Origin of the sequence: Marinobacter sp. (genome assembly GCF_033722195.1) — a bacterium.
Classification (GTDB): Bacteria; Pseudomonadota; Gammaproteobacteria; order Pseudomonadales; family Oleiphilaceae; genus Marinobacter.
The window spans coordinates 1-2,977 of record NZ_JAWVZL010000179.1; the positions used below are offsets into that span (position 1 = coordinate 1).

Here is a 2,977-nt window from a genome sequence, read left to right on the forward strand (position 1 = left end):
AACTGGGAGCACGAAGTGGCGGCCATGGACAATCCCACGGAAGAAGAGATTGCCCGGGTCAAGGCCGAATGGACCGAGCGCCACAATCAGGTGCTCGAGGCCGGTGGTCTGCACATCATTGGTACCGAGCGCCATGAATCCCGCCGGATCGACAACCAGCTGCGTGGTCGTGCCGGCCGCCAGGGCGACCCGGGGTCGTCCCGGTTCTTCCTGTCCCTGGAAGACAACCTGATGCGGATCTTCGCCCCGGACCGGGTCAAGAACATCATGCAGGCCATGGGCATGAAGAAGGGCGAGGCCATCGAACACCGCATGGTCACCAACGCCATCGAGAAGTCCCAGCGCAAGGTGGAAGGCCGCAATTTCGACATGCGCAAGACCCTGCTGGAGTACGACGACGTCGCCAACGACCAGCGCAGGGTGATCTACGACCAGCGCAACGAGGTCATGTCTTCGGAAGACATCTCCGAGATGGTGGACACCATCCGTGCCGACGTGGTGGATTCGGTGATCAGCGAATTCATTCCGCCCCAGAGCATGCCCGAGCAGTGGGATGTGGCGGGCCTGGAGGCCCAGCTGCAGTCCGAGATGGCCATCGAGCTGCCGATCCAGAAATGGCTGGATGAGGACAAGAAGCTGTTCGAGGAGAATCTGCGCCAGCGCATCCTCGATGAAGTGGTTGCTGCCTACCGCGCCAAGGAAGAGATCGTCGGTTCCGGCCCCATGCGCAACTTCGAGAAGCAGGTCTTCCTGCAGGTGATGGACACCCTCTGGAAGGAGCATCTGTCCAACATGGATCACCTGCGCCGGGGTATTCACCTGCGCGGCTATGCCCAGAAGAACCCCAAGCAGGAATACAAGCGCGAAGCCTTCAACCTGTTCGAAACCATGCTGGAAACCATGAAGCGCGACGTCACCCGGGTGCTGTGCCATGTCAAGGTGCAGACCGAAGAGGAGATGCGCGAGGTTGAGCGTCGCCGCCGGGAAGAGCTCGACCGGCAGCTGGCGGCGGCCAAGCTGCGCCACGACCAGACCAGTGCCGCGGCCGGACAGAGACCCGCCGGTGGTGAAGGCGACGACGCCGGACGCCAGGCCCAGGCCACACCGGAAACCTTTGTCCGTCAGGAGCGCAAGGTGGGCCGCAACGAGCCCTGCCCCTGTGGGTCCGGCAAGAAGTACAAGCAGTGTTGCGGCAAAGTCAGCTGATCGGGTTGGCCTTTGCTTGAATAATCGGTAATCACCCGCACCCTGGTCTCAGGCTGCGGGTTTTTGTTTCCCGGCACGAATCAATGTCATCAAGGAGGTCAGCAAATGGCGGTTGGATTGGGACCCTTACCAGACTTTTACCCGGTCGCGGGTGTGCGCCTGGGCGTTGCCAGCGCCGGTATCAAGAAGCCCGGCCGCAAGGACCTGGTGGTGATCGAGGCGGCGCCCGGCAGCCAGGTGGCGGGCATCTTCACCCAGAACCAGTTCTGCGCGGCGCCGGTGACCCTGGCCAAAGAGCACCTGCGCCAGGGCGCCCCCCGCTATCTGCTGATCAACACCGGTAACGCCAACGCCGGCACCGGTGAGCGCGGCCTGACGGACGCCCGCAAATGCTGCGAAGCGCTGGCCAAGGAAGCCGGCGTATCGGCGCAGGAGATCCTGCCGTTTTCAACAGGCGTGATCGGTGAACCACTGCCGGTGGACAAGATCCTGCCGGCGCTGCCGACGGCACTCTCGGCCCTGGATGCCAACGCCTGGCCCGACGCCGCCAAGGGCATCATGACCACCGACACCCTGCCCAAGGGGGCCAGCAAGCAGATCCAGCTGGGCGGCAAGACCGTTACCATCTCCGGCATCAGCAAGGGCGCGGGTATGATCCGGCCCAACATGGCCACCATGCTGGGCTTTATCGCCACCGACGCCAGGATCGAGCCGCGGCTGCTGGAGATTCTGGCCGCTGAGCTGGGGGAGCACTCCTTCAATCGCATCACCATCGACGGCGACACCTCTACCAACGACGCCTGCATGCTGATCGCCACCGGTCAGGCCGGCAATGACGAGATCACCCGGGAGAGCCCGGATCTCAAGGTGCTGCGGGATGCCCTGGAGGAGGTCTTCATGACCCTGGCCCACGCCATCGTGCGGGATGGCGAGGGCGCCACCAAGTTCATCACCATCGACGTACAGAAGGCCGTCTCCAGCGAGGAGGCCCTGGCGGTGGCCTACACCATCGCCCATTCGCCCCTGGTGAAGACCGCGCTGTTCGCCTCCGACCCCAACTGGGGCCGTATCCTGGCGGCGGTGGGTCGGGCCGGCGTCCACGACCTGGATCTGGAGGCGCTGACCATTCACCTGGGGGATGTCTGTCTGGTTCGCAATGGCGGCCGCGCCGAGGATTACACCGAGGCCCGCGGCAAGGCGGTGATGAGCGAGTCCGAGATCACCATCCGGGTGACCCTGAACCGGGGCGAGATCCGTGAGCGGGTCTGGACCTGCGACTTTTCCCACGACTACGTCACCATCAACGCCGAATACCGGACCTGACCGGGTGAGGGAAGTCCACGTCGCGGTGGCTGTGGTGCGCCGTGGCGGCCGGGTGCTGATTGCCCGCCGCCCCGACGGTGTCCACCAGGGTGGCCTGCTGGAATTTCCCGGTGGCAAGGTGGAGGCCGGCGAGACGGTACAGCAGGCCCTTGTCCGTGAGCTGGCGGAGGAGACCGGGCTGCGGGTGGACCCGGCCTCGTTGCAACCGCTGATCGGCATCCGCCATGACTATGGCGACAAGCGCGTGTTCCTGGATGTCTGGCAGACCGACACCGCCGCGGGTGAGGCCGAGGGCCGGGAAGGTCAGCCGGTAAGCTGGCTGGCGCTGGCGCAACTGCAGGACGAGGATTTCCCGGCCGCCAACCGCGCCATCATCCGGGCGCTCCGGCTGCCATCCGTCTACGCCGTCACCGGCGCCTTCGAAAACCCGGGCCAGGGCCTGGCGCTT

3 protein-coding genes are annotated in these 2,977 nt (G+C 64.9%); all 3 read left to right on the plus strand.

Features of this window, described 5'->3' with window-relative positions:
- Positions 1–1,206: SEC-C metal-binding domain-containing protein (locus R3280_RS16475; protein WP_318999697.1), on the plus strand; the 1,206-nt coding region annotated here is incomplete at its 5' end.
- A gap of 105 nt (positions 1,207–1,311) precedes the next feature.
- Entirely contained in the window at positions 1,312–2,529 is a 1,218-nt protein-coding gene (gene argJ / locus R3280_RS16480; protein ID WP_318999698.1) for a bifunctional glutamate N-acetyltransferase/amino-acid acetyltransferase ArgJ, read from the plus strand.
- Positions 2,530–2,533: 4 nt separating this feature from the next.
- A partial coding sequence (mutT, locus tag R3280_RS16485) for an 8-oxo-dGTP diphosphatase MutT (protein ID WP_318999699.1) occupies positions 2,534–2,977 on the plus strand: 444 nt, incomplete at its 3' end.